Genomic DNA, 22,843 nt, shown 5'->3' on the forward strand with positions numbered 1-22,843 from the left:
GAACGCGCGGCGACAATGGCGTTGCACTCGCGTGGCGATCAAGCCTGCGGCGCAGTCGTCTCAGAGATGTTTTCCTCCAGCTTCTTCAGAAGCTTTGCCAGCTGGCGGGTCTCCTTGCCGCTGAGGCCCGCCAAAAGAGCCTGCTCGACACCCGCCGTCGCCTGCCTGATCGAGGACAGCGTCTCCTGGCCGCGCGCAGTCAAGGAAATTTCTGTGCGGCGGCCATCGCTTCCATTGTCGCGCTTTTCCACAAAACCCTGCGCCATCAAGCGATTGACCGTCTTGGTGATGGTCGGTGCTCGCACACCGAGTTCGGCAGCGATGACGCCCGGCGATTTCCCGTCGGCTTCCGCCAGCGACAGGATCACCATTTCCTGCCCGGCATAGAGACCGTGGTCGACGAGATCGCGGGCAAGCAGGGTGCGCATGGCGCGGGCCGTCTGCATCAATGTGGTCGACAGCGTGCCATCGGCCACTGTCTCCTGGTCGCGCTTTTTCTTGCCCTTTTCAGGCTTGTCCTTCTTCGCCATCTTCAGCGATCTCCCCTCAGCCGCTTGCATCCTCTCCCTTTGGCCCTTTATTGCAGGGCAAGCGAGCAGGCATTCTTTTGCCGGCTTATGTTATCAAGGCGCGAAGGCGAGACAATGGGCATTCCTCCGGCCACTCCTGGGGACACGCCTCGGGCCATTCCCGAGCGTTTCCTCAGCGCCGATCTGCGTGACATCGAAGGCCGCGCGACGGAACCGGCCGATCGTGCCGACTGGATTGCCGTTCTGCCGCTCGGGGCGCATGAACAGCATGGGCCGCATCTGCCGTTCGAGACGGATACGATCATCGCGGACGGGCTTGTCCATCGCATTGTGGCGCTTCTGCCGGATAATCTTCCCGTCACCATGCTTCCGGTGGAGCCGGTCGGTTATTCGATCGAGCACATGGACGTGGCGGGTACGCGCACGCTCGGTTACCAGGAGGCCATCGAGCGATGGCTCGGCATCGCCGCCGACCTCAACGCTGCGGGCATTCGCAAATTCGTGATGCTGAATGCCCATGGCGGCAACGCGCCGCTGATGACAGTGATCGCCACCGAAGCCAGGGTGCGCTTCAACATGCTTGCCGTGGCGACAAGTTGGACGCGGTTTCCCCTGCCGGAAGGTGTGATCTCGCCAGCCGACAAGCCCTTCGATATCCATGGCGGGCTGATCGAAACGTCGATCATCCTGGCGCTGAAACCCGAAACGGTAGCGATGGACAAGGCGGAGAATTTTCCCTCCTTCCAGCGCGAATTGGCCGGAAACATGCGCCATCTGCGCGCCTACGGCCCGCATGCCTTCGGCTGGAAGGCGAGTGATCTCAATCCCCAAGGCGTGGTGGGCGATGCTGCGAGCGCCGATGCCGAGGCGGGACGGCGCATCATCGACCATGCGGCGGCGCAGTTCATCGAGCTTCTGGACGACGTGCACCGCTTCGACGCGGCCCGCCTGACGTAAGGATCAGGCACTGCGCCTCGCCATCAAGGCCAGCATGTCCGGGATGACCGATTTCATCGCAAAGAAGCCCTTCGTCGCATGCGGCCATGCTTCGCGGTCATAGGCGCGGATCGGCCGGACCATCGAGATCTCGTGACTTTGCAGCGTTTTCGCGATGCGGTTAAGGGCATCGTTGACCGGGCCGACCGGAGCATGAGGCGCGACGACCTGGCGGGCACCGGACTGCACGATGCGGGCGACGATGCGCTCCGAATCCGTCTCGGGCGAATTATCGCCCCCCGCGCTATGAGCAGCGAGGGAATCCACAAGCGCTTCGCGCGTGAATGTCGCTGCCAAATTGCCCCTCTCGCCTGGCGAACGTCCCGCGGATGCATCGAGCGCCATCACATCGACGATCTCGCCCGATAGCGCGTCAAAGGGTGGCGCAAGGCAATCGTCGTCGTGGAGCAGAAGAACGCTTGGAACGGCCGCAGGATTTTCACCAACCGGCAGTTTCGAAGGGCGCGGCGGTTCTGGCCCATCGAGCGGTGGTGCGTTTTCGTTGAGGCCCTTGGAGTTGAAACGCCCATTCGTATAACGGCGAATGTTGTCGCGCGTGGCGAGATAATTCTTGCCGCGGGTGTGCAGGCCCCCGACCCAGCGCCAGGAGAGCGTGTTGGAGGCCGGGTCGCCATCCATCAGATGGCGCATGAAGAAGTCTGCACCAAGTTCCCACGGCAGCCGGAGTGTGAAAATCCAGATCGATGCGAACCACATGCGCGAGTGGTTGTGGAGATAGCCGGTCTCCACCAGCTCCAGAGCAAAAGCATCGAAAGCATCCATCCCAGTCGTGCCCGCAACGGCCTCATCGTAAGCGGTGGCAAGCCCCTTATTCGCCGAGAGCGCGGCGAGCGATCGGTCGCGCGCCGTCTCATAGTCGCGCCAGACCTGCGGGCGCTGCTCCAGCCAACCCTTGAAGTATGTGCGCCAGTAAACTTCCTGGATGAACTTCTCCGCATCGCGCGGAGAATGCCGTTCAAGGACTGCCGTCAAGACCTCCTCTTCCGAGACAAGGCGGTGACGCAGATAGGGCGACAGCATCGAAACGGCATTGCGCGCAGGATCGCCGAAATCGGTGTTGCGGTCGCGGGCGTAGCGTTCGCCGGCGTCATCGACGAATTCCGCCAGGCGCTGCAATCCTGCTTCTCTCGTCGCCACCAATGCCGCCATCTCGTCGCGCTCCCTTGTCCAGACGAGCGGGAGATAGATGGCGAGGCGGGAAAGGAAAGGCGCCGGGGCAGCACTTCCGTCCGGGTACCCTTGGCAGAGCCCGCGTGGAAGGCCTATATCCCGGTCAACGAATGAAAGGTTCCCGCCATGAGCGACGCTCAGACGCAATCCGCCCTGAACCCTGCCTCCTCCGCTGCCGCCAAGCCGATCCCCGTGACGGTGCTGACGGGCTATCTCGGTGCTGGCAAGACCACGCTCCTCAACCGAATCCTGTCGGAAAACCACGGCCAGAAATACGCGGTTATCGTCAACGAGTTCGGCGAGATCGGCATCGACAACGACCTCATCGTCGAGAGCGACGAAGAGATTTACGAGATGAACAATGGTTGCGTCTGCTGCACGGTGCGCGGCGACCTGATCCGTGTGGTGGAAGGCCTGATGCGCCGCCCCGGCCGCTTCGATGCGATCATCGTGGAAACGACCGGGCTTGCCGATCCGGCCCCGGTCGCCCAGACCTTCTTCATGGACGAGGACGTGCGTTCCAAGACGCAGCTCGACGCCGTCGTCGCGCTCGTCGACGCCAAGCACCTGCCGCTGAGGCTCAAGGATTCCCGCGAGGCCGAAGACCAGATCGCCTTTGCCGACGTCGTCATCCTCAACAAGACCGACCTCGTCGACGAAGCCGAACTGCGCAAGATCGAGGCGACGGTGCGCGCCATCAATCCCTCCGCACGCATCCATCGCGCCGAACGGGCCAAGATCGATGTGACCCAGGTGCTCAACCGCGGCGCGTTCGATCTGCAGCGGGCGCTGGAGAACGACCCGCATTTCCTCGACCAAAAGGACCATGATCACGACCACGATCATGTTTGCGGGCCGGACTGCGATCATGATCATCACGACCACACCCATCATGACCATGATCACCACGGGCACGACCACCATCATCACCACGGCGAAGCGTCCGACATCCACGATGCGACGGTGCAGTCGGTGTCGCTGCGCGCGGGCTCCATGGACCCGAAGAAGTTCTTCCCGTGGATCGAGAAGATCACCCAGATGGATGGACCGAACATCCTTCGGCTCAAGGGCATCATCGCCTTCGAGGGCGACGAGGACCGCTATGTCATCCAGGGCATCCACATGCTGATCGAAGGCGATCACCAGCGGGCCTGGAAGGACGGCGAGAAGCGCGAGAGCCGCATCGTCTTCATCGGCCGCGAGCTCGATCGCGAAAAGCTGGAACGCACCTTCCTCGCCTGCCAGGCCGGCTGAACGGATGCCGACAGTCGCTCCTCTCGACCTTGACGGGTATTGCGTCGCCGCGCGCTTCGTCTCCGGCATTCCGACATTCGCCATGGCGGACGGCACGGTCCATCGACTCGATCATGGCCACAAGACCGTGGAAGCGCATGACGGGCTGCTGGTGGCCAGTCTGTCTGGCGACGGCAAGACCCTTCTGACGGGCGGCGAGGATGGCAAGGTAAGCCGCATCTCAGCCACGGGCGAGATCGAGACGCTCGCCGAGATCGGTCGCAAATGGATTGGCCAGATCGCGTCCGGGCCTCAAGGGGTGATCGGCTTTTCCTCCGGGCGCACTGCCTATGTGCGGCTGGCAGACGGAACGCTCAAGGAGATCGCCTGCGAGCGAACGGTCGAGGGCATAGCCTTCGCGCCGAAGGGCCTGAGGGTGGCGCTTGCCCGCTACAATGGCGTGACCCTCGTCTGGGCCGGCATGGATTCCAAGCCCGCGGAACTTGAATGGAAGGGCAGCCACACCGGCATTACCTTCTCGCCCGACGGCAAGTATCTCGTCACCACGATGCAGGAACAGGCGCTGCATGGCTGGCGTATGTCCGACCTGCACGACATGCGGATGTCTGGCTATCCGGCCAAGGTGAAGTCGCTGTCCTGGAGCTTCAAAGGCAAATGGCTTGCCTCATCCGGCGCGCCGGCCGCGATCGTGTGGCCCTTCGTCGGCAAGGATGGCCCGATGGGCAAGCCGCCGCTCGAACTCGGCACGCGGGGCGACGCGCTTGCCACCATCGTCGCCTGCCACCCGGCACAGGATGTAGTCGCCATCGGTTTCAATGACGGCATGATCCTTGCTGCACGCATGGAAGACGGCAAGGAAGTGCTTTTGCGCCGCCCCGGCAAGGGCGCCCTCTCCTCGCTCGACTGGAGCCGAGATGGTCACCAGCTCGTCTTCGGCTCCGAGGCCGGCGATTGCGGCGTGGTGGATATCACTGCTTGAGCGCAGCATCGGGTGCGGCGGCTCCGCACTCGACGCCAACTCCACCTCATCCTGAGCCTGTCGAAGGACGATGTGGCCCCGTCCTGCCACGCGCTCGTGGTTCGACATGCTCACCATGAGGGCTGCGAGAGATCATGCTGCGCCCTCGCCCTCGGATAAAGACCGATCGGCGGCTCTCAAATGAACTCCCAGTTTTACAATAAAAGACATAGACGCCGGCCGCCTGCGAACATAGCATGAACGCATGGCTCAGCTATCGACGTTGGAAAAACTGGCGATCCTTTCGGATGCTGCAAAATATGACGCCTCGTGTGCGTCCTCCGGATCGACGAAGCGCAACTCGCTTGGCACGGGTGGCATCGGGTCGACCACCGGGGCCGGCATTTGTCATTCCTATGCGCCGGACGGGCGATGCATTTCGCTCCTGAAAATCTTGCTGACGAATTTCTGCATCTACGATTGCGCCTATTGCATCAACCGATCGTCGTCGAATGTCCGGCGCGCCCGCTTCACCGTGCAGGAAGTCGTCGATCTGACGCTCGATTTCTACAAGCGGAACTACATCGAGGGGCTTTTCCTCTCCTCCGGCATCATTCGATCGCCGGACGAAACGATGGGGCAACTGGTGGAAGTCGCGCGGCAGTTGCGCGTCACGCATCGCTTTGCCGGCTATATCCACCTCAAGACCATCCCCGACTGCGACCCGCTGCTGCTCGAGGAAGCGGGCCGGTTCGCCGACCGGCTCTCGATCAATGTCGAATTGCCCACCGATGATGGCGTCTCGCGCCTTGCCCCGGAAAAGCGGCCCGCGGAAATCCGGAAGGCGATGGGCAATCTTCGGATGAAGATCGAGGAGAAATCCGAGCCGACGCTGCGCACCAAGAGAAAAGAACGCTTCGCGCCGGGCGGGCAGTCGACGCAGATGATTATCGGCGCCGATCCCGCCAATGACGACACGATCCTGAAAACCAGCGCCCGGCTCTATTCGAGCTATCATCTGAAGCGCGTCTACTACTCCGCCTTCAGCCCGATACCGGATGCGAAATCGTCGCTGCCGCTTATCCAGCCGCCGCTGATGCGCGAGCATCGGCTGTACCAGGCCGACTGGCTGATGCGCTTCTATGGCTTCGAGCAGAACGAGATCCTGGCGGGCCAGAGCGACGGGATGCTCGATCTCGCCGTCGACCCCAAGCTTGCCTGGGCGCTCGCCAATCGCCAGCGTTTTCCAGTCGATGTCAACCGGGGCGATCGGGAATCGCTGCTGCGCGTGCCGGGGCTCGGCACCAAGGCCGTGGCGAAGATCCTGCAGGTGCGGCGCTACCGGACGCTCAGGCTCGAGGATGTCGGCCGGCTTTGCCAGTCGGTCAACAAGGTGCGGCCGTTCATCACCGCGCTCGATTGGCAACCGGGCGGGCTGACGGATAATCCTTCGCTCAAAGCGCGCATGACGCCGCAACCGGCGCAGTTGTCATTGTTCTAGCGATGTACGCCGTCACCCTCGCCGATCAGACAGATTTCGACGGGTGGCGCCACGCGGCCCGGCAGCTGGCGCTGGCCGGCGTCGAGCCGGGCGACGTCCGGTTCAGCGTGGTTGGGCAGACGGCGGAAGACCTTTTCGAGGATGCGTCATCGCTTCTGCCGGAACCGCCGGCCGGTGCGGAATTCACCGTGCCGCGCGAGGTGGTCAAGCGGCTCGAACAGGTGATCCATCACCGCGATCCGGATCGCTTCTCCTTCATGTACCGGCTGCTCCTGCGGGTTTCGCGCGAGAAAAACCTGCTCCGCATCGCATCCGACCCGGACATCCAGCGGCTCGAACGGATGGAAAAATCGATCCGGCGCGATGCCCACAAGATGCATGCCTTCGTGCGATTCCGGAAGATCGATGTGGCGGGCGAAGAATGGTTCGTCGCCTGGTTCGAGCCGGAGCATTATATCGCTGAGCGTGAAGCGGGCTTCTTTCGCGCGCGGTTCACCGGCATGAAATGGACGATCCTGACGCCTTGGCGTTCGATCTCCTGGGACGGTGCGGACATCACGGTGATGCCGGGCGCCAGCAAGGAGGATGCACCGGCGGACGATGCGGCCGAGGATCTCTGGCGCACCTATTTCACGTCGATCTTCAATCCCGCCCGGTTGAAGGTGAAGGCCATGCAGGCCGAGATGCCGAAGAAATACTGGCGGAACCTGCCCGAGGCGCCGCTCATTCCAGGCATGATCGCCGGCGCCGGCAAGGCCGCGGAAGAGATGATCGCGCGCGCGCCCTCCCTTTCCGCGCCCCACCACGCCCGCATCCAGGAACAGTATTGGGAGCCGAAGAAGATGGGCGGCATGGCCGAGGAAGAGATCGCCGAAACGCTCGATGCGCTGGAGAAACAGGCCGAGGGCTGCCGACGTTGCCCTCTCTGGAAGGATGCGACGCAGACCGTCTTTGGCGAAGGGCCACGCGATGCGGATGTCGTCTTTGTCGGCGAGCAGCCGGGCGACCAGGAGGATCTGGCGGGAAAACCCTTCGTCGGGCCAGCCGGACAGATGTTCAACGCTACGCTGGAAGAGGTCGGAATCGATCGTCAGCGCGTCTATGTCACGAATGCGGTGAAGCACTTCAAGTTCGAGCCGCGCGGCAAACGGCGCATCCACTCCAAGCCCAATTCCGGAGAAGTGCAGGCCTGCCGCTGGTGGCTCGACCAGGAACTGACGCTGATCCAGCCGAAGCTTACCGTGGCGCTTGGCGCAACAGCGCTCACCGCCTTGTCCGGCAAGACGTTGCCGGTAACGAAGAACCGGCGGCAGATCGTGACGACCGAGAGCGGGCTGCGCGTGTTCGTCACCGTGCACCCGTCCTTCCTGCTGCGCATTCCGGATAAGGAGACCGCTGCCCGCGAGCGCCGCCTCTTTGCGGAGGATCTTGCCGCCGTGCGGGACCTGATGAACGCGGCCTGAGGCGCCAAAACGAAAGGGCCGCTCCGGGATGGAGCGGCCCAACGCATTATCGATTGGAAAATCTTGTCAGGCCTTGCTGCCGGAAGCGCTGACAAAGCCTGCAGCACCGTCCAGATGACCGGGCTTGAGCTCCAGCGCGAGAAAGCGGTCGCGCTCGAACGGGCCAGGCAGCATCAGCGTCGCCGTCTTTTCGCCCGTGAAGCCAAAGCGCTCGTAATAGGGTGCGTCGCCAACGAGTAAAATCGCGCCATGGCCATAGCGCCGCGCCTTTTCGATCGCGCGCAACATCAGGCCCGTACCGATGCCGGCTGCCTTGGCCGATGGATCGACAGCGAGCGGGCCGAGCAGAAGCGCCGGCACGGCGCGCCCTTCCCGGTCGATGCCGGCATAGATGTCCCAAAGCCGCACCGTGCCGAGGATGTGGCCCGCACGGTTCTTGGCGACGAATGCGAGGCCGGCGGCCGGCAGGCGGCCGTGGCGCAGCTTCTCCGACGTCTTCGTGCGCCAGTCGGGCGCCATGGCGCGCGCAAGCAACGCATTGCGCTCGTCGATTTCATATGCAGCTTCCGCGCGGATGGTGATCAGATCCTCAGCGGCGAGGCCGGCTTTGGCGGTGTCGATCTGGTGGAACAGCGTGGTCATGGGCATGACTTTCGGGACGAATGGAGAGCACGCGACTGCGCATCCACCCTGCGGTGGGCGCTGCAGCCAGTGGCAGACCTGTCGAGGGCTTAAACCCAGCCCCCGGCGGTCAGATGACGTAGGATCGGAGCGGTTCGAAGCCGTTGAAGGCCACGGACGCGTAGGTCGTCGTGTAGGCGCCGGTGCCTTCGATCAGAACCTCGTCGCCGATCGTCAGAGAGACGGGCAGCGGATAAGGCGCCTTTTCATAGAGCACGTCGGCGCTATCGCAGGTCGGGCCGGCGATCACGCAGTTTTCCATGTCGTCCGCGTCGCGGGCCGTGCGGATCGGGTAGCGGATCGCCTCATCCATCGTCTCGGCGAGACCGCCGAACTTGCCGATGTCGAGGAAGACCCAGCGCAGCTGATCGGTGTCGGCCTTCTTGGAAACGAGCACGACTTCAGCCTTGATCACGCCGGCACTGCCGACCATGCCGCGGCCCGGCTCGATGATCGTCTCCGGCAGGTTGTTGCCGAAATGCTTGCGCAGCGCACCAAAGATCGCCTGGCCGTAGGCTTCTGCCGTCGGCACGTCCTTCAGGTACTTGGTTGGGAAACCGCCACCCATATTGACCATCTTGAGCTCGATGCCCTGCTGGGCGAGCTTTTCGAAGACACGGCGCGCGTCGGACAATGCTGCATCCCAGGCGTCGAGCTTGGTCATCTGCGAACCGACATGGAACGAGACGCCATAGGAGACGAGGCCGAGCTGGTGGGCGTAGACGAGCACGTCGACAGCCATTTGCGGCACGCAGCCGAACTTGCGCGACAGCGGCCATTCGGCACCTTCGCCATCGGTCAGGACGCGGCAGAACACGCGTGCGCCGGGGGCGGCACGGGCGACCTTCTCGACTTCCTCATGGCTATCGACGGCAAAGAGGTTGACGCCAAGCGCATGAGCACGCGCCACGTCGCGCTCCTTCTTGATCGTGTTGCCGAAGGAGATGCGGCGTGCGGTTGCACCAGCATCCAGGGCCATTTCGATTTCGGCCACGGAGGCGCAATCGAAGTTGGAGCCCATGGAAGCGAGAAGCTTCAGGATTTCGGGCGCAGGGTTGGCCTTGACGGCATAATAGATGGAGCTGTCAGGCAACGCCTTCTCGAAGGCGCGGTAATTGTCGCGCACGATGTCGAGATCGACGACGAGGCAAGGGCCTTCGGGACGTCGGGTTGCGAGGAAATCGCGGATACGGTCAGTGGTCATCGGGGTCGCTCCCATTTCCATGCCCGGCTTGAAAAACCGGATGACAAAGGACGACGCCAGCCCGAAGGACGACGGCCGATGGAGGACCGCAGTTCCGCAAGACTTGCGACGCAATGGCTGAACCAGCGCCCGCCCGGGCGATGATTCGGACTTTGTCTGCCTTGGATTGGATGGGGGTGTCCCAACCGCACTTTCGGCAATGAGGGTGTGCCTCTTCAGTAACCCCGGCATTTGGACAGCCGGCAGACACCAGAAAGGCCCGCACCGTCGTTGCTTCAAGATGTCCTCGCTCTTTCCGGTTGGCCGGAGAAGCGACTGGAGGGGTTAGTTCCAGGTACCTTACCGAATTTCCTCACCATTCGAGGGTTCGGCGGACACCCACAGGCACGTGCGACTTTGGGCAGCACCGGAAATAGTGAGTCGCGCTGTCACAATCAAGAGGTTTTTGCATGGGGTCGCGTCGAACACGTAAGCGTCATTCGGCCCCAGAATGCCGTTCTGCCCCTTGCGATCGCGGTATCCGACAACATATGCGGCTGAACTAAAGCAAGGACCTCCTTACATTGGATACATTGACGCGCATTCGAGCCTTCATAGACGTGGTCGAGGCAGAGGGCTTTTCAGCAGCATCGCGCAAGATCGGCCGGTCTAAGGCGCTGCTTTCAAAATATGTCCGAGAGCTGGAAGACGAGCTCGGCGCCCTTCTCTTGAACCGCACGACGCGGCAATTCTCTCTCACCGAGGCGGGTCACACCTATTACAAGAGCGCGTCTGAAATCCTGAAGGAAATCGACAGCCTCGCGGACCTGGTTCGCGAGAACAACAGCGATCTGAAAGGCCGACTGCGGATTTCGGCCCCTCGCACCTTCGCCGACGCGGATATCGGTGCATCCCTCGTTGATTTCGCCGTCGATCACCCCGACCTGACGCTCGATGTCGTCGCCGATGACCGATTCGTCGATCTGGTGGAGGAAGGCTTCGACATCGCGATCCGCATCACACGGCTTGAGGATTCGGGCCTGATCGCCCGAAAGCTCGGGCCCTTCCGCATCCTCGTTTGCGCCTCGCCGGCGTTCATCAAGGATCACGGGCCGCTGAACGACCCGACCGATCTCGCGCGCCTGCCCTGCATTCTCGACACCAATGGTCGCTCGCTCAGCAACTGGCGGTTCCAGCGCGCCGATGGCAGCCAGTTCACGGTCAACGTGAATGTTCGCATGGAGGTCAACAGCCCGATGATGGCCATGCGCGCTGCGATCGGCGGGCTTGGCGTGACGATGCTGCCGGACTTCGTGGCGAAGTCCGCGCTCGACAGCGGCGAACTCGTCTCGCTCTTTGAGGAAAACGGCATCGACGATCGCGGCATCTACGCGATCTATCCCCACCGCCGCTATCTGCCTGCCAAAGTTCGCGCCTTCGTCGACCATCAGACCGCATGGTTCAGGAAGCTGCATCAGGGCTGAGAGGCCTGTTTCGCGAAAGCTTGCGGTGCCACGGTCGAATTTCAGCCGCCTTTTCAAGGCAAGCGGTGGCTATCGGGATTCGGGACAGTGTCAGGGGCATCGATGAAAACGACGCGGAAAAGCGGATTGGCGCGCCTGGCGTTCGCCGGGATCTGCCTGCTGGCCCTGCCGACGTCTGCCGGCGCTCATCCTCATATCTTCGCCGAAGCACGGCTCGAGGTGATGCTCGGCGACGATGGCAAGGTGGAAGAGCTTCGCCATGTGTGGCGTTTCGACGAGTTCTTTTCCTCCACCGTGATGCTGGAATTCGATGCGAACTCCAACCTCGAACTCGAGCAGGAGGAGTTGGAGGCGATCGGCGAAACCGTGAAGCAGTCGCTGGGCGATTTCGACTATTACACCGCCATTCACCGAAACGGCGTCGATCTCGGCGTCCAGGCGCCCGATCGCATCTTCGCCAATTTCGAGAACGGCCAGCTTCTGATGTTCTTCGCGGTCAAACCCAAGGATGACGCACCGCTCGATGGCAAGCTGACCTTCGGCGTCTACGATCCGACCATGTATGCCGCGATCGACTTCGTGAATGACGGCGACATGGTCGTCATGGGCAATGCCGGCGGATGCGAGAGCGCAGTGGTGCGGCCCGATCCCGATCAGGTGCTTGCCGAAATGCAGGGCAGCCTGACGGAAGCCTTCTTCAACGATCCCGAGGGCTACGACATCTCGCAGCTCTTCGCGACCCGGCTGGAGGTGACATGCTGAAGGTCTCGACCAGATTTGTCTTGCCGGTGTGCCTCGCCTGCATCGCCGCAGGCCTGTTGATCGCGCCGGCGCTCGCGCAATCGCCGCTCGGTATCGGCACAGCCGAACCATCGATCAACACCGGCGGTTTCATGAGCGGCTTCTTCGGCTGGATCAACGCGCTGCAGCAGGATTTCTATCGCTCGCTAACGAGCGCGCTGCGCGACATGCGGGAAGATCCGTGGAAGCTCTCCGGCCTGATCGGCCTGTCGTTTGCCTATGGCGTCTTCCACGCGGCCGGACCGGGGCACGGCAAGGCGGTCATTTCCGCTTACATGGTCGCCAACGAGGTTGCGCTGCGTCGCGGCATCTTCCTGTCCTTCGCGTCGGCTCTGCTTCAGGGCGTCATGGCGGTTCTGGTGGTGGGACTCACCTATCTCGTGCTGCGCGGCACGGCGATTTCCATGACGGACGCGACCCGCAGTCTCGAAATCGCAAGCTTTGCCGTCATCACTGCCTTCGGCGCGTGGCTGCTCTACCGCAAGCTTGCCCCCGCCCGCCGACGCCCGGCGACGCTGTCGGCCGCAGCGGTTGCGCCCGCCCAAGGCCATCACCAGCATGACCATCATCACCATGATCATGGGCATCACGACCATCATCATGGTCATCACCATCATGATCACGGTTCGCATAGCCATTATCAGGATCATGCACATGCCGTCGGCGACGCGTGCTCGGTCTGCGGTCATTCCCATGCGCCCGATCCGGCCCTGCTTGCAAAGGAGCGCCTTTCCACGCGCGAGGCCTGGTCCGCCGTGCTGGCCGTCGGTCTGCGGCCCTGCTCCGGCGCTCTGATCGTCCTGACGTTTGCGCTTCTAAACGGCCTCTATCTCGGCGGCATTCTCTCGGTCTTCGCCATGTCGATCGGAACCGCCATCACCGTTTCGGTGCTTGCGTGCCTCGCGGTCGGCGCGAAAGACGTCGCGATCCGCTATTCCGGCAGCGGCAGCGCCGTGCGGGTGACGAACGGCATCGAGATTTTCGGCGCGCTCTGCGTATTCGTCATCGGCGCGCTGTTGCTCACGGCCGCACTTGCCGCCTGATTTCGTCCGCTCGGTCTAGCGGAGGCTTAACGGCTCGGTCTAGCGACTTGGGCCCGAGCGCTCGTTGCGGCGCTGCTGCCGGGCGCGCAGCCAGAAGATTGCAAAGAAGGCGAGGACGAACAAGACCGCCACGCCATAGGCCAACCAGGTCGAGATTTCCGACAACTGGATCATCAAAGGCGGCATCACGAAAAAGCCGAGGCCTACGAATGCGAGGATAGCGGCGGCGGCAAGTGCCGAATTGCGGTCCGACTTATTCAACGGTCTGTCCTTTCGCCCGCTATGAGAGCGGCGCGTATGTCTTCCAGCGTCTGCCGCTGGTTTCCGGTTGGATCAAAGTTGTCAGTGCTCAGCCAGGCTTCCAGAGCCTGACGGATCACCGGCCAATCCTTGTCGATCATGGCATACCACGCGGTGTCGCGGTTCCTGTCCTTGGAGATCATGTGCTGGCGAAAAACGCCCTCGAATGTGAAGCCGAGACGCTTGGCCGCGCGCTTGGAGGGCTGATTGTCGTTGTGGCACTTCCATTCATAGCGCCGATACCCGAGATCGTCGAAGACGTGCCGCGCCATGAGATAGTGCAGTTCGGTGGCTGCGGGTGTTCGCGCCATTGCCGCGCCATGGGCGACTGCCCCCACCTCGATCGAGCCGTTCGCGGCATCGATGCGCATGTAGCTTGCCATGCCGAGGACGCTTCCCGTCGCCGCATCGACCGCCACGAGCGTGCGCCAGTTTTCCTGCACGCTTTCGAGCCAGCCGATGAAGTCCGCGACGGAATGATAGGCCGGGTTCGGGAAGTAGTGGAGGCGATCGTTGATCGCATCGGCACCACCCAAGGCATCCCAAAGCGCTTGTCCATGGGACGCCGCATTGAATGGCTCAAGCGTCACGAACCGGCCCTTGAGCCGCACGTTTTCAGGGGTCTTGCAGCCCGTCCAGTTCTCCAAATCGCGCATGAACTTTCGCTTCATTGATCTTCGCGGCCGGATAAGACATCAACGTCTCTCAAAATACAACGCGACACGATCGCCGACAGGGAGAGAGACTGAGATGATCGCAACGGTGCCCGCATTCGACAGGATGGGCGAGGAAAATGCCTTTGCCGTGCTCGCGCGGGCAACCGCGCTTGCCAATGAGGGACGCGACATCATCAATCTCGGGATCGGCCAACCGGACTTCAAGACGCCCGAGCACATCGTCGAAGCGGCGATCAAGGCCCTGCGTGACGGCCATCACGGCTACACGCCGGCGACCGGGTTGCTGGCGACCCGCGAGGCGGTTGCGCGCCGCACGCTGTCGACGACGGGTGTCGAGGTGTCACCCGAAAATGTCATGATCATGCCGGGCGGCAAGCCAACCATGTATGCCGCTATCGTCATGTTCGGCGAGCCGGGCAGCGAGATCCTCTACCCGGATCCAGGCTTCCCCATCTATCGCTCCATGATCGAGTTCACCGGCGCAACGCCCATTCCGGTTCCCATCCGCGAGGAAACGGGCTTTGCATTTTCGGCGGAAGAGACGCTGTCGCTGATCACGCCGAAGACGCGGCTCCTCATCCTCAATTCACCGGCCAACCCGACGGGCGGGATCACGCCACGCGCCGAGATCGAGAAGCTGGTCAAGGGTCTCGCCGACCATCCGCATGTGGCGATCATGTCGGACGAGATCTATGACGTGATGACCTATGACGGCGAAAAGCACACCTCGCTCCTGGAGTTTCCCGAGATCCGCGATCGTCTGATCGTGCTCAATGGCTGGTCGAAGACCTGGGCGATGACCGGCTGGCGCATGGGCTGGTCGATCTGGCCAAATGGGCTCTACGACAAGGTGCGCAAGCTCGCGGTGAATTGCTGGTCCTGCGTCAATGCGCCGAGCCAGTTTGCCGGCATCGCCGCAATCGATGGGCCGCAGGACGCCGTGGACGAAATGATGGCCGCCTTCGACCAGCGCCGCAAGCTCGTGGTGGATGGCTTGCGCGCCCTGCCCGGCATCGATTGCGCCACGCCGAAGGGTGCGTTCTACGCGTTTCCGAACGTCAAGGAGACGGGCTGGCCTGCCAAGAAGCTGGCAGCAGCGCTTCTCGACGAGGCCGGTGTCGCGCTCATCGGCGGACCGGATTTCGGCATTCTGGGCGAGGGCTATATCCGCCTTTCCTACGCCAACTCGGCTGAGAACATCGAACGCGCGCTGGAGCGCATCGGTGATTTCCTCAGCCGCTGATCAAAGACCGAAAAACACGACGATCGCAGCGCAGGTGGCGAGGCCGATGATGATGTTCATCGGCACGCCGATCTTCAGGAAGTCTGCGAAGGTGTAATTGCCTGCGCCGTAGACGAGCGTGTTTGTCTGGTAGCCGATCGGCGTGGCGAAGCTCGCGCTCGCCGCAAACATGACTGCGACGACGAAAGCTCGAGGGTCGATGCCGAGACTTTCAGCCAGCCCGATGGCCAGCGGCGTGATGATGACGGCGACCGCGTTGTTGCTGGCGACTTCGGTGAGGAACGAGGTCAGTGCATACACGGCAACAAGCGCGATGATGGGCGACATCTGCGCGATCCAGGGTGATATGAGCGAAACGACGAGCTCGATGGCGCCGGTGTTCTGAAGGCCCGTGCCGATAGCCAGCATGGCGAAGATCAGGATCAGGATCGAGCCATCGACAGCGCTCCAAGCCTCATCGGAATCGATGCAGCGCAAAAGCAGGATCGCAACGACGGCAATGAAGGCCAAGGCCTCGATGGGCATCACGTTGAAGGCGGCAAAACCCACGACCGCCATCAACGCGGCAATGGCAATCGGCGCTTTGCTGCGCCGGAAGGACCGCTCTTCAGACGCGGTGATGGAGACAAGGTTCGCCTCCTCCGCAAGACGCGAAATCCCCTCCTCCTGTCCTTCGATCAGCAGCCGGTCGGCCGGGCGCAACCGTACGCTTGCCATATCGGCGCCGGCATTGTGGTTCGGCCGGTGGATGCCGAGCACGCGCGCTCCGAAGTGACTGCCGAGACCCATCTCGGCGAGCGTCCGGCCCACGCTGTGACGACGCGGCGCCACAAAGGCCTCCACGACCACGCCGTCTTCCAGCTTGCGAATCCCGCGCCGGGGGCCAACGCGGAACCCGTCTTCTTCGTTCAGCGTCAGGATTTCTGAGGCCGGGGCCTGAATGACCAGGCGGTCGCCTGTCGTCAGGAGCACGTCGTCGAGGTCCTTCAGCTTCTGCCCGCCACGCATCACAGACACGATCCGGATCGACTCACGGTTCAAGGCAGCAATGTCCTTCAGCGGTTTGTTCTCGATCTTCGCGGCGGCCGTGATCATGACTTCGCTCAGATAGACCGGATCCGCCGACTCTACGGTTTCGGCACCGCCGCCTTCCCGGTGCGGGAGAAGCAAGGGACCGAGAACGAGGAGGGAGCCCCAGCCTACGAGGACGACGACGATGCCGACCGGCGTAATTTCGAAGATCGAGAATGGCGCCAGTCCGTTTTCGCGCGCGACGCCATCAACCAGCAGGTTCGTGGAGGTTCCGATCAAGGTCACGGTTCCACCGAAAATCGCCGCGTAGGAGAGCGGGATCAGAAGACGCGTCGAAGCGATCTTCATGGCGGATGCGAGCTTGATGATGATCGGTATGGTGACGAGGACGACCGGCGTGTTGTTTACGAACGCCGAGGAGACGGAAACGATCGCAAGGAGGAGCAGCAGCGCCAGCATGGGCCGTTTGCCTGATAGCGCGATGACCTTGTTGGAGATCGTCTCCAGAACGCCGGTGCGAACGAGCGCCCCGGACAGAATGAACATGGCAGCGATCGTGAGCGGTGCAGGATTGGAGAAGACATCCAGCAACTCGTCGGCCGAGACGAACCCGATGATGACGAAGACGACCGCGCCCGCAGCTGCGATCACATCGGGGGGATAGCGTTCCGTGAAGAAGCCGACAAACATGCAAGCAAGCAGGCCTAACGCGATGTAGGCCTGGTAGTCGACGATGAACGCGGTCATGAAGTCCCCTCAAGCAACGCCGCAAAACGGAAGCACGGCGGTTCTGTTCCGCCGCGCCTTCCGTTTGTCGCTTAGCATTACCGAGCGACAGAAGGCTAACCCAGGAAGGGCAGAAAGGGGCGGCCTTGGAGCGCCTGCCAGAAGACGAAGACAACGAAGACAATGTAGAGCAGTGCCGACAAGCGGAGAGCCCAGATCGCCTTCAGTCCCATCCAGGCAGAGATGGCAAGACCGGCAAGCGGGACGAAATGCAGGGCATGGGTCGCGAAGAAATGCGGCACCCGAAGGTCACCGCCGTCGCGCGCCCATCCGAGGACCGCAAGGTTGATCGAGCCGGTACCCGTGCCGACGAAATGGCCACCCGTGCCGCTCATGTAGCCGGCGGTGACGGCTGTCATGGGCAGCACCATGGCGAGACCGAGCACGATCCCCTCCTTCAGCACCCGGTTACCGCCAGGCGCGGGTCGCAAAGCAATCTGCCAAGCGTAATAGGCCGAGGCGCCCGTGAGCCAAAGCGCGAGGATGCCCATCAGCCCGTAGAGAATACCGCCCACGCCATCCATGTTGAAATGGGACCGCGTGCCGAGCATGGCGGCTCCCCCCACCCAGACCATTTCCGCCATGATCGCCGCGACGATGCTTGCGGCATAGATGCGATAGCTGCGACGCGCGGTCAGTCCTTCCGGCAGGTATCTGGCGAAGAAAGCCAATGACAGCAGATAGACGCCGAGCGCGAACTGGAACTTGAGCGGCTTGATCCATCCCGGAACGCCGGCCCAGTCCCGCGTGTCGATCAGCAACGCGGCGCCCGTCGGGATCATGAGGGCGAGCAGAAACAGACCGGCGGCCGTGAACAGCGGCTCGTCGCGGCGCAGCCGGGACAGGGAAGCGACGTGAGCCCAGGACGTCATTGGCATTTGCGGATCGAGTACGGACGCGTTCATCTGAGACCTCTCAAGCAAGATCGAGTTTGTGGAATCGCGCCAGGCGCAGCGACTGGAACAGGAGATAGCCGACCGGCCCGAACAGGAAGGTCAGGGCGAGGATGGGCAACAGCAGTGCAAAGGGCAGGCCCTCAACCTCATTGGCACGCACGATCCAGGCGCCGATCAGGAGGTCGAAGGCGAGATAGTGCAGCCAGCCGGCGAACAGTATTTCCGGGGTCCGGAAGAGCAGCGCTACGTCGGCCAAGGACGAGAAACCGCCCTCGGCGCTGGTCCAGAACGCCAAGATAATTGCGGCATAGGCGGCCGAAAGAAGCAGCGGAACAATAATTTCGGGATAGGGCCTGATCCAGCGCAGCCGGCCGAAATGGGACGCGGCGAGCGTCACCCACCCTGTCATTGCCAACGTGCTGGCAGCTGAAAACGCATCCTCGACCATCATGCCTCTCCTTTGATCTAGACAGCGTCAGGATTGAAGAATGGCATGCATCTTTCTGTTGTCAAGTTTATTTTGACGCCGTAAAGATGGGAAGTCTTTGCGGAAAGTGAGGAGAATTGTCGTTTCCGAGAAAACCACGCCAGCCAAACCCTATCACCACGGCGATCTGCGCGCGGCGCTGCTGGAGGCGGCAGAGCTCGTGCTTGCCGAAAAGGGAATCGAAGGTTTTACGTTGCGGGGCTGCGCCAAGCGCGCAGGCGTTTCCCATGCGGCACCGGCTCACCATTTCGGCGATGCGGCCGGATTGCTGACGGCACTCGCAGCACAGGGCTTCGAGCGGTTCATCGAGACGCAAAACCGGGTGAAGGCAGCGGCACAGCCTGTCGACGCGCGGGCCAATCTGCTGGCCGCCGGGATCGGCTATCTCACATTTGCGCGGGAGAACCAGGCGCTGTTTCGGCTGATGTTTTCGTCGGAGCGGCGCGATGACAGCGACGCCCATCTCGCTGCGTGCGCGCAGGCCGCCTACATGCAGCTCGCCGCCGATGTGGCTGCAGTGCGGGGGGATGCGAAAGCGCCGCCGCGGCCGAATGATGTGGATGTCATCGCCGCTTGGGCGATGGTCCACGGGCTATCGGATCTGATGATCTCCGGCCGGATCATGCTCGATGGGCTCTCGGAGACGGAGCGCCAAGCGGCGCTTGAAAGCATCATTGCCCGCGTCATGCCCGAAGCTCGACCATGACGCAGGGACGATCAGGCCTCAGGCTGTCTTGACGCCGGACACAGTCGCTTCGATGTGATCCACCAAGGCATCCGGCAATCCGAGACGGCCGGCGAGCAAATCCAGGTAGCCGCGCTCGGCGCGCGTGTCCGGATCGATGGCCAGGCGCGAGGCGGTGTAGATCTCCACCTTCTGCTCCTCGGTCTTTGCGGCTGCGACGATCGCGTCGACATCGACGGGTCCGTCCAGTTCCTTCTGCAGGAATGCAAGTTCCTCGGCGTCGAGCCCGTCTTCGGAAAGCTTGCCGACAATGGCCGCCCGTTCGGTGGCATCGATATGGCCATCAGCCTTGGCGGCGGCGATCATGGCGCGCACCATGGCCAGCGCGAAATCATCGCTGGTCTGCTGCGGATCCAGATCGAAACCGCTTCCGGCCGGCGGCGGCAAAACTTCCTGCTGCGGCTGGCCGGCGATCGTCGTCGGAGCCTTACCAGCCTGGTAATTGCGATAGGCGAGATAGCCGAGGCCGGCGATCGCGGCCATGCCGCCGACCTTCAAGGCCGAGCCGCCGAGCTTGCGACCCGTCTTGGTGCCGAGAAGCGCCGCCATGACCGCGCTTGCCGCCATGGGGTTGTTGCGGGCCATGTCGGCCACCTGGCCTGCCTTGCCCGAAAGAGCACCGCCGCCCTGCCCGGCAAGACCGCCAAGATTGCCGAGCGCGCCACCCTGACCCGCAAGCCCACCGAGCTTGCCGAGAATATCGGACCCGGAGGACGAGCCCCCGCGGGAAGATCCGAGGAACTGTTCGAGAAGCTTTTTGGGGTCGAGCATGGCGTCTACCTTCTGCGGAGCATATGCGTTGCTCGGCAGATAATGACGGCGGAACCCGAATTCAAATGTCGCTTGACGTCAGCCGCTATTGAGCGAGCAGCATCGCTTCGGATGCCAGCCGGGTGATCCCGTCCCAATCGCCGGCCTCGACCATGGCTTTCGGCGCGACCCAGGAGCCACCGACGCAGACGACGTTCGGCAACGAGAGATAGGTCCGCGCATTCTCTGGCGAAACGCCTCCGGTCGGGCAGAAAAGGGTTCCAGCCAGCGGCGACGACAGCGCCTTCAGATAGGCGGCACCGCCGGCCTGCTCAGCCGGGAAGAATTTCAGGACGTCATAGCCTTCTTCGCGCAGCGCCATCACTTCGCTGGACGTGGCAGCACCCGGCAGGAGCGGTACGGAGGATGAACGCGCGGCATCCAGCAGCTCCTGCGTCGTGCCGGGCGACACGATGAACTGAGCACCGGCATCGACGGCTTCATCGTAATTGCGCGCGTTGAGGATGGTGCCTGCGCCGGTCACCGCACCTTCGACCTCCTGAGCGACCAGGCGGATCGCCTCGAGCGCTGCAGGCGTGCGCAACGTGATCTCGATCGCCTTCAGCCCACCAGCGACCAGCGCGCGGGCAAGGGGAACCGCCGCGCGCGCGTCGTCAATGACCAGCACCGGAACGACGGGCTGCAGCTTCAGCGTTGCCAAAAGGCGATCGGTCTTGTCGTTCATCGCGTCGGGTCTTCCCTGGTCAGATTTCGGCTGTATCACGGCGTCTCGAAAGCCGCCAAGAATGGCTTCAGGGATTACCGATTTTGCCACCCCTTGTCCATTGACGCTTCAAATCCACGGGTTCAATCGATTGAGTAGTGAAATCAGCCAGGACCAAGGCTGCACAGCATCGTGCTTTGGCGGAACTTGAGCGACACGCTCAAGTGCAGCCCATGTCAGCGGACCCGCAATGCCGTCGGGTGTCAGCCCAGCCCCAAGCTGAAAGGCTTTGAGGGCAGCGAGTGTCTGCGGACCGAAGACCCCGTCCACGGCGATCGCGTCATGCTGGTCCGGCGAAATTGCCAGCAAATGGCGCTGCAGCGCCGCGACATCCGCGCCGGACATGCCGAGCCTCAGCAGGCGAGGAGAAGGCGATCCCTCACCGGGCGAGCCTGCCAGCCGTGCATAAGCAGCCGCCAACCGCGTGTGATAGCCGTGGCGGGCATAGGCAGGGCCGTTATAGGCCCGGGCAAAGGCGGACCAGTCGCGCCTGCGCACGGCATCCGTCAGGCCCGCCTTCTCGATATAACGCAGCATGAGACGCAGTTGGCCCGCAAAGCCTGCGCGCGCTTCGGCGACCATCGCATCGACGCTTGCGTAACCCAGCCAGCACCAGTGCTCGCCCATCACCTGCCCGAGACCCCAGGAGGTGGAGGCATAGGCCGCATCGCGATCGATTTTCATCGCGCGGTTCAGCAGCGCCCATCTGGCGGTCTGCGACGCCGGATTGGCAACTGCGCCGGCCCGAGGCGAAGCGAGACCTTCCGCCCTGGCTTTTGCCCTGTTGCCCGGGCTTACGAGCCGATCGAAATAGTGACCTTCGAACCGGATGAGCGGCTCGGCGCGACCGGAAACGATCGCGTGCGTCCGGCCGCCGCTTTCGATCTCGATGATCGCCATCAACGCGGCGGTCTCCACGCGCAGCCGCTCCGCCTCACGTTTCACCACATCCTTTTCGGATTGTGTGAGCATTCCAACCCTCCATCACCGATCAGCAAACCGACGAGGATGCGGCCGTTTTACGTGGCGGGTACGCTGCGCGTGAATTTCAACCGCGCCAGGATAATTGCGAAAGCGGCAGTGAAGCGCTATCTGGCCGCCATGAGCACGAAAAGCCCCGAAAACCTGATCCCTGCCGAGGAAGCCGCGAGGCCGTTTCTCGTCGCCGCGCTCTATCACTTCGTGAATTTTCCCCGTTTCGAGAGCTTTCGCGAGCCACTGGAAGCGATCTGCCGCGAAAACGGCATTCGCGGGACGTTGCTCCTGGCGCATGAGGGCATCAACGGCACGATCGCAGGCAGCGATCACGGCATTGCTGCGGTACTCGAGTATCTGCGCGCGCAGCCGGAATTCTCAGGCCTGATGCACAAGGAAAGCCGGGCGAGCGCCCAGCCCTTTCTGCGGCTCAAGGTGCGGCTGAAGAAAGAGATCGTCACCATGGGCGTGACGGACATCGATCCGCAGCGCGACGCAGGGACCTATGTCAATCCCGCCGAATGGAACGATCTCATTTCGGATCCCGATACGATCGTGATCGACACGCGCAACGACTACGAAGTCGCCATCGGCACGTTCCGCGAGGCGATCGATCCGAAGACCAAGTCTTTTCGCGAGTTTCCGGAGTGGGTGCGCGCCCATCCGGAACTGAAGGACAAGACCAAGATCGCCATGTTCTGCACCGGCGGAATCCGCTGCGAAAAGGCATCGGCCTTCATGAAGAAGGAGGGCTTTGGCGAGGTCTATCATCTGAAGGGCGGCATCCTGAAATATCTGGAGGATGTGCCGGAAGAGCAGAGCCTCTGGGAAGGTCAGTGCTTCGTCTTCGACGAGCGCGTATCGGTCGGCCATGGGCTCGACGAGGGCGACCTGAAGCTTTGCCGCGCCTGCCGGCATCCGCTTTCACCCGAAGACCTGGTCGCTTCAACTTATGAGGCCGGCGTCTCCTGCCCGCAATGTTTCGATGTGCGCAGCGAGGAAGACCGCTCGCGGTTCCGCGAACGGGAGCGTCAGATCGCGCTCGCCAAAAAGCGTGGCGAGCGGCATCTGGGTGAGTGAGCC

23 protein-coding genes are annotated in these 22,843 nt (G+C 62.6%); 11 read left to right on the forward strand and 12 right to left on the reverse strand.

Annotation, left to right across the window (positions count from 1 at the left end; translation table 11 throughout):
* Positions 1 to 38 precede the first annotated feature (38 nt).
* A complete protein-coding gene (locus D5400_RS19655) occupies positions 39 to 530 on the reverse strand; it encodes a MarR family winged helix-turn-helix transcriptional regulator (protein WP_126011941.1) in 492 nt (163 codons plus the stop codon).
* Positions 531 to 644: 114 nt separating this feature from the next.
* Here D5400_RS19655 and D5400_RS19660 point away from each other — a divergent pair, with 114 nt between their 5' ends.
* Complete coding sequence (locus D5400_RS19660) at positions 645 to 1,487, forward strand: creatininase family protein (protein ID WP_126011943.1); 843 nt, start codon at positions 645 to 647, stop codon at positions 1,485 to 1,487.
* Positions 1,488 to 1,490: 3 nt separating this feature from the next.
* On the opposite strand, the gene D5400_RS19665 is transcribed toward D5400_RS19660, so the two are convergent.
* Positions 1,491 to 2,696: an FAD-binding domain-containing protein gene (locus D5400_RS19665; RefSeq protein ID WP_126011945.1), complete on the reverse strand. Its 1,206-nt coding sequence runs from the start codon at positions 2,694 to 2,696 to the stop codon at positions 1,491 to 1,493.
* Between the two features lie 147 nt (positions 2,697 to 2,843).
* Here D5400_RS19665 and D5400_RS19670 point away from each other — a divergent pair, with 147 nt between their 5' ends.
* From D5400_RS19670 to D5400_RS19685, 4 genes are all read left to right on the forward strand, one after another.
* The gene (locus tag D5400_RS19670; RefSeq protein ID WP_126011947.1) at positions 2,844 to 3,971 is read left to right on the forward strand and encodes a CobW family GTP-binding protein; all 1,128 of its coding nucleotides are present in this window, start codon (positions 2,844 to 2,846) and stop codon (positions 3,969 to 3,971) included.
* Positions 3,972 to 3,975: 4 nt separating this feature from the next.
* Positions 3,976 to 4,950, forward strand: coding sequence for a WD40 repeat domain-containing protein (locus D5400_RS19675; protein ID WP_126011949.1), 975 nt, complete (start codon positions 3,976 to 3,978; stop codon positions 4,948 to 4,950).
* A gap of 244 nt (positions 4,951 to 5,194) precedes the next feature.
* A complete protein-coding gene (locus tag D5400_RS19680; protein ID WP_126011951.1) occupies positions 5,195 to 6,430 on the forward strand; it encodes a putative DNA modification/repair radical SAM protein in 1,236 nt (411 codons plus the stop codon).
* Between the two features lie 2 nt (positions 6,431 to 6,432).
* Positions 6,433 to 7,893, forward strand: a complete 1,461-nt coding sequence (locus D5400_RS19685) for a UdgX family uracil-DNA binding protein (RefSeq protein ID WP_126011953.1) — start codon at positions 6,433 to 6,435, stop codon at positions 7,891 to 7,893.
* A 66-nt stretch (positions 7,894 to 7,959) separates the two neighbouring features.
* Here D5400_RS19685 and D5400_RS19690 read toward each other — a convergent pair whose 3' ends face one another.
* On the reverse strand, positions 7,960 to 8,535 hold the full coding sequence (locus D5400_RS19690; protein ID WP_126011955.1) for a GNAT family N-acetyltransferase: 576 nt from the start codon (positions 8,533 to 8,535) through the stop codon (positions 7,960 to 7,962).
* Positions 8,536 to 8,644: 109 nt separating this feature from the next.
* Positions 8,645 to 9,778 (reverse strand): ornithine/lysine decarboxylase, encoded by a 1,134-nt coding sequence (gene odc2 / locus D5400_RS19695; RefSeq protein ID WP_126011957.1) that lies wholly within the window; start codon positions 9,776 to 9,778, stop codon positions 8,645 to 8,647.
* A gap of 563 nt (positions 9,779 to 10,341) precedes the next feature.
* Here odc2 and D5400_RS19700 point away from each other — a divergent pair.
* The 3 genes from D5400_RS19700 (at position 10,342) to D5400_RS19710 (ending at position 13,085) form a co-directional block, all read left to right on the forward strand.
* Positions 10,342 to 11,241, forward strand: a complete 900-nt coding sequence (locus D5400_RS19700) for a LysR family transcriptional regulator (RefSeq protein WP_126011959.1) — start codon at positions 10,342 to 10,344, stop codon at positions 11,239 to 11,241.
* Positions 11,242 to 11,343: 102 nt separating this feature from the next.
* Complete coding sequence (locus tag D5400_RS19705) at positions 11,344 to 12,003, forward strand: DUF1007 family protein (protein ID WP_126011961.1); 660 nt, start codon at positions 11,344 to 11,346, stop codon at positions 12,001 to 12,003.
* Positions 11,997 to 13,085 carry a nickel/cobalt transporter gene (locus D5400_RS19710; protein ID WP_126011963.1) on the forward strand — a complete coding sequence of 363 codons (1,089 nt, stop codon included), beginning with the start codon at positions 11,997 to 11,999 and terminating at the stop codon, positions 13,083 to 13,085. Before D5400_RS19705 ends, D5400_RS19710 begins: the two co-directional genes overlap by 7 nt.
* Positions 13,086 to 13,124: 39 nt before the next feature.
* On the opposite strand, the gene D5400_RS19715 is transcribed toward D5400_RS19710, so the two are convergent.
* Together D5400_RS19715 and D5400_RS19720 are read right to left on the reverse strand one after the other, a co-directional pair.
* Positions 13,125 to 13,346, reverse strand: coding sequence for a hypothetical protein (locus tag D5400_RS19715; RefSeq protein WP_126011965.1), 222 nt, complete (start codon positions 13,344 to 13,346; stop codon positions 13,125 to 13,127).
* Entirely contained in the window at positions 13,343 to 14,041 is a 699-nt protein-coding gene (locus tag D5400_RS19720) for a GNAT family N-acetyltransferase (protein WP_126011967.1), read from the reverse strand. Before D5400_RS19720 ends, D5400_RS19715 begins: the two co-directional genes overlap by 4 nt.
* A 94-nt stretch (positions 14,042 to 14,135) precedes the next feature.
* Here D5400_RS19720 and D5400_RS19725 point away from each other — a divergent pair, with 94 nt between their 5' ends.
* A complete protein-coding gene (locus D5400_RS19725) occupies positions 14,136 to 15,305 on the forward strand; it encodes a pyridoxal phosphate-dependent aminotransferase (RefSeq protein WP_126011969.1) in 1,170 nt (389 codons plus the stop codon).
* Here the strand turns inward: D5400_RS19725 and D5400_RS19730 are convergent, their stop codons facing one another.
* The 3 genes from D5400_RS19730 to D5400_RS19740 form a co-directional block, all read right to left on the reverse strand.
* Complete coding sequence (locus D5400_RS19730) at positions 15,306 to 17,084, reverse strand: SLC13 family permease (RefSeq protein ID WP_126011971.1); 1,779 nt, start codon at positions 17,082 to 17,084, stop codon at positions 15,306 to 15,308.
* Between the two features lie 95 nt (positions 17,085 to 17,179).
* Positions 17,180 to 18,028 (reverse strand): hypothetical protein, encoded by an 849-nt coding sequence (locus tag D5400_RS19735; protein ID WP_126011973.1) that lies wholly within the window; start codon positions 18,026 to 18,028, stop codon positions 17,180 to 17,182.
* A 10-nt stretch (positions 18,029 to 18,038) separates the two neighbouring features.
* Complete coding sequence (locus tag D5400_RS19740) at positions 18,039 to 18,470, reverse strand: abscisic acid-deficient protein Aba4 family protein (protein ID WP_126011975.1); 432 nt, start codon at positions 18,468 to 18,470, stop codon at positions 18,039 to 18,041.
* A 103-nt stretch (positions 18,471 to 18,573) separates the two neighbouring features.
* Between D5400_RS19740 and D5400_RS19745 the strand changes: the two genes are divergently transcribed.
* Positions 18,574 to 19,212, forward strand: coding sequence for a TetR/AcrR family transcriptional regulator (locus D5400_RS19745; protein WP_164527969.1), 639 nt, complete (start codon positions 18,574 to 18,576; stop codon positions 19,210 to 19,212).
* An 18-nt stretch (positions 19,213 to 19,230) separates the two neighbouring features.
* On the opposite strand, the gene D5400_RS19750 is transcribed toward D5400_RS19745, so the two are convergent.
* From D5400_RS19750 to D5400_RS19760, 3 genes are all read right to left on the reverse strand, one after another.
* On the reverse strand, positions 19,231 to 20,022 hold the full coding sequence (locus D5400_RS19750) for a tellurite resistance TerB family protein (RefSeq protein ID WP_126011979.1): 792 nt from the start codon (positions 20,020 to 20,022) through the stop codon (positions 19,231 to 19,233).
* Positions 20,023 to 20,107: 85 nt separating this feature from the next.
* A complete protein-coding gene (locus tag D5400_RS19755) occupies positions 20,108 to 20,746 on the reverse strand; it encodes a 2-dehydro-3-deoxy-phosphogluconate aldolase (protein WP_126011981.1) in 639 nt (212 codons plus the stop codon).
* A gap of 108 nt (positions 20,747 to 20,854) precedes the next feature.
* A complete protein-coding gene (locus D5400_RS19760; RefSeq protein ID WP_126011983.1) occupies positions 20,855 to 21,757 on the reverse strand; it encodes an N-acetylmuramidase domain-containing protein in 903 nt (300 codons plus the stop codon).
* Positions 21,758 to 21,886: 129 nt separating this feature from the next.
* On the opposite strand from D5400_RS19760, the gene trhO reads away from it, so the two are divergent.
* Positions 21,887 to 22,840 (forward strand): oxygen-dependent tRNA uridine(34) hydroxylase TrhO, encoded by a 954-nt coding sequence (gene trhO / locus D5400_RS19765; protein WP_126013639.1) that lies wholly within the window; start codon positions 21,887 to 21,889, stop codon positions 22,838 to 22,840.
* The last annotated feature ends 3 nt before the right edge of the window (positions 22,841 to 22,843 follow it).

Origin of the sequence: Georhizobium profundi, from assembly GCF_003952725.1 — a bacterium.
Lineage (GTDB): Bacteria > Pseudomonadota > Alphaproteobacteria > Rhizobiales > Rhizobiaceae > Georhizobium > Georhizobium profundi.